Source organism: Trebonia sp., assembly GCF_049794275.1.
Taxonomy (GTDB): Bacteria; Actinomycetota; Actinomycetes; order Streptosporangiales; family Streptosporangiaceae; genus Trebonia.
The window spans coordinates 1-3,566 of record NZ_JBARCR010000240.1; the positions used below are offsets into that span (position 1 = coordinate 1).

Genomic DNA, 3,566 nt, shown 5'->3' on the forward strand with positions numbered 1-3,566 from the left:
CCTGCTGCGGGCGCAGGCCCGCGCGGGCGGCGCGCTCGGCCAGCAGATCACGGCCTATCAGGCCCGCGGTGACCTGGTCCCCGACCAGATCGTGCTCGACGTGCTGACCCCGGCCGTCGTCGAGGCCGCCGCCGAGGGCGGCTACATCCTGGACGGCTTCCCGCGGACCCTCCCGCAGGCCACCGCCGCGGTCGAACTCGCCGCGCGGCTCGGCGTCACACTGGACGCGGCGATCTACCTGTACGCGCCCGAGGCGGTACTCACCCGGCGGCTGCTCGACCGGGCCAGCCAGGGCGGACGCTCCGACGACAAGGCCGACGTGATCCGGCACCGGCTCCAGGTCTTCGCCGAGACGACGGGCCTGCTCGTCCCGTACTACACCGAACGAGGCATCCTGGTCGCGGTCGACGCCGACCAGCCACCCGACTCCGTCACCGCCGACATCCAGTCCCGGCTGTCTGGGCTCTCGCTGCCGGGAGGCGCGCATTTATGACTGACACAGTTCCTGGCCGAGTACATCCACATCTGCTTGGCGCCGAAGCGCTCCATCGCCCAGCAGCTGACCGGGATCACCATCCCAGCGCCAGCACGAACCCGCTCACGACCCACTGAATCGTGGACACCGGAGCGTGAAAATCGTGGCTCAGGGTGGCCGAGCGAGGGAATCCGGATTGGGTCTCTTAGTGGCGCTCCATCGCCGGCGTCGCCGGAGTCGAGTCGGCGCACAGAGATCAGGCAGAGCCCAAGGTCGCGGATTTTGGCCAGCAGCCCGTGCAGCGCGGGCTGATCGGCGAGCGGGCCGGAGATGACCGTTTGCGTGCCGTCATTGCTGAGGTGGAGACCCTCGAACCAGGCGGCCCAATGGCTGTCGAGGTCGATGCGGATCTCGTAACGCGCGGGCTGTCCGGAGGCGCTCATGCCCGCGCCCCCGTGGCGGGAAGCCAGCGCCCGGCCGCGCCGCCGCCGCTCCTGCGGTCCGTGCAGAAGCGGCGCGTGGGCGGGCACATCCGCGGCACCCGCTGGGCCGATCGTGGTGCGGGTGAGCCTGAGGGCGGTCACCACTATCCCTTCCGTGGGTATACGTCTCGTTCCCCCGGAACGCTACGAACAGAACTGCTGGCGGACGCCGAGGATGTCGCAGGCGGCCGTCATCTCCGCGCGGCGGATCCTGGCGAGGTCGCCGCGCACTTCGGGCCGGTCCATGGCGGGGTTGAGCACGGTGCCGCGCTCGCCGCCGGTGCAGGTAACCACGAGGACGTCCACGTCCTCGGCGGCGTATTTGGCCAGTGTCGCGGCGCCCTTGCTCGATTCGTCGTCGGGGCGGGCGTGCACGCTTATCAGTCGCAACGATTCTTCTCGGGTAACGCGCAGGTTCACGCGGATCTCCTTTCGGTCCAGTCCGCCAGGCGGCGCAGGAACGTGGTCGTGGTGGATGACGGCGTGCCGGTCAGCGTCGCCAGGTGGAAGACATGCGGCATGCCCTCGTAGACATCGAGTTCAATGGCCGTTCCTGCCGCGGCGACAGCAGCGGCGAATCGCCGGGCGTCGTCGACCAGGACCTCCGCCGCCCCGGCCACCAGCAGCAGGTCGGGCAGCCAGGCCAGGTCTCCGTGCAGGGGTGACTGAGGCGCGCAATCGGCTCGCGCCCCCGCCAGGTACTGGGTACAAGCCTGTTCCAGCACGGCTCGGCTGATCAGGTCCAGCCCGTCGTTGGTACTCAATGACGGGCTGGACAGGGTCAGGTCGGTCACCGGCGACACGGCGACGGTCCTGGGCAGCGGCTTGTCCGCGGCCTTGAGCGCGAGTAGCGCCGACAGGACCAGGGTGCCGCCGGCGGACTCGCCGAACAGGACGACCTCCGCCGCCCCACCGGCGAGCAAGCTGTCGTGGGCGGCCAGAACATCGTCCAGAGCAGCCGGGTAGGGATGTGCCGGGGCGAGCCGGTAGTCGAGGGCGAAGACCGGCCGGCCTGTCGCTTTGGACAGGTGATAGGCCAGCTGCCGTTCGGCTCGTGGTTCGGTGTGCGCGAAGCCGCCGCCGTGGACGTACAACACGACCCCCGCGTCCGTGGCCGACCGCCCGGAGGCGTTCACCCACTGGCCCGACACCCCGCTCCCACGGGGGAGCGCGGACCCGCGGTCGGCGCCGACCGGCAGGTCGGGGACGCCGGCCCCCAGCAGCTCGAGCTGAGCCTTGACGGCACTGATCTCTTCGGGTGCGGCACGGATATACATGAATGTTCCCCTCGAGTCTGGACAGCTCCGCCGTCACGGGACTTCACACCGCACGGCTCGCGCGCGGTCCATCGAGCCCCAGAGACGATCTTGATCGAGGTGATCCGAATGATCTCTCGAGACTGGGATGGCAGCGGCGGTTCCTAATCGGTCAGCGCCACCGCGGCGCCTCGGATCTCGATGCCCCTGGGGCGCCCATGGGTCGACCGTCGCCAGGTCGTCCACGACGAACGCGACCGTGCTGCCCGCTGGACGTTCCGGAACTTCTTTGACCTGCCGAGCGCGCCCCCGCCGATGACGATCGTGCCGGCGTCGGCGTCGACGACGAGGTTGGTCGGGTTGTTCTGTACCTGCCCGTCGGGCGAGACGGTGGCCAGCCGCCCGATGTGCTGCGTGGCCAGGTAGTCGAGCACTGCTCGGGTGAAGATCAAGAGTGAGGTCCTTTCGCTTCGGTCTGAGCCCTGACGGCGGCGATCTGTTCGGGCGTGGCCCGAATGTGCATGTGTCAGCGCCCTCTCTTGTCGTACCTGGGCACTCTCAGTGGGACGGGCCGGGAGTCGGGCGGCTCTGCCTTCCCAGGGGTGGGAACTGGTTCTTGCATGGCGTGATGCGCAAGTTCATGCGCACTCCTCTCGCTGGAGACGGAACTAAATTTAGGTTTAACCTAAATATATGTCAATCCTGTTCTTAGGTCAGTCCTATGAGAGGATGGTCGCTATGACCGTGGGACTTCGCGAGCTGAAGAAGCAGCAGACCCGTCAGGCGATCTCCGACACGGCGACCCGGCTGTTCATGGAGCACGGTTTCGAGTCGGTGACCATCGCCCAGATCGCCACCGCCGCCCAGGTCGCCAAGATGACCGTCACCAACTACTTCCCGCGCAAGGAAGACCTCGCCCTCGACTACCACGAGACCTTCACCGCGAGCTTGGCCCGCACCGTCGCCACCCGCTCAGTAGGCGAGTCCGCGCTGGCCGCCCTGCGCCGGGAGTTCCTGGCCGGTGTCGCGCGGCACGACGCCGTGATCGGCTTCTCCGGCCCGGGCTTCGCCCGGATGCTCGCCGACAGCCCTACCCTCACCGCCCGCCTCCGCGAACTGCACGACCTGCGCGAGGACGCCCTCGCCCAGGTACTCGCCGCCCACACCGCGGCCACCCCCGGCGACCTCACGCCGCGGGCCGCGGCCGCCCTGCTCACCGCCGCCCACCGCACCCTGTTCCAGCAGATCATGGACCTGACCTTGGAGGACAAGGACAACCAGGAGATCGCCGCCATCGTGGCCGACACCGCCCACCAGGTCTTCGACCTGCTGGAACCGGCCCTGACCGACTAC

At 68.9% G+C, this 3,566-nt stretch carries 4 protein-coding genes and 1 pseudogene; 2 read left to right on the top strand and 3 right to left on the bottom strand.

The annotated features are described in order from the left end of the window. Positions 1 to 493, top strand: a 493-nt coding sequence (locus WA805_RS06910; RefSeq protein ID WP_425241919.1) for an adenylate kinase family protein, incomplete at its 5' end; no start/stop codon positions are given. Between the two features lie 617 nt (positions 494 to 1,110). On the opposite strand, the pseudogene WA805_RS06915 reads toward WA805_RS06910, so the two are convergent. From WA805_RS06915 to WA805_RS06925, 3 genes and pseudogenes are all read right to left on the bottom strand, one after another. Next, positions 1,111 to 1,371 (bottom strand): annotated as a pseudogene (locus WA805_RS06915) (PIG-L deacetylase family protein); the annotation flags it as partial. A gap of 2 nt (positions 1,372 to 1,373) precedes the next feature. After that, positions 1,374 to 2,234 (bottom strand): alpha/beta hydrolase fold domain-containing protein, encoded by an 861-nt coding sequence (locus WA805_RS06920; RefSeq protein ID WP_425241920.1) that lies wholly within the window; start codon positions 2,232 to 2,234, stop codon positions 1,374 to 1,376. A gap of 143 nt (positions 2,235 to 2,377) precedes the next feature. Further along, positions 2,378 to 2,665: a pyridoxamine 5'-phosphate oxidase family protein gene (locus WA805_RS06925; RefSeq protein ID WP_422289275.1), complete on the bottom strand. Its 288-nt coding sequence runs from the start codon at positions 2,663 to 2,665 to the stop codon at positions 2,378 to 2,380. A gap of 286 nt (positions 2,666 to 2,951) precedes the next feature. Here WA805_RS06925 and WA805_RS06930 point away from each other — a divergent pair. Then, positions 2,952 to 3,566: TetR/AcrR family transcriptional regulator (locus WA805_RS06930; protein ID WP_425241921.1), on the top strand; the 615-nt coding region annotated here is incomplete at its 3' end.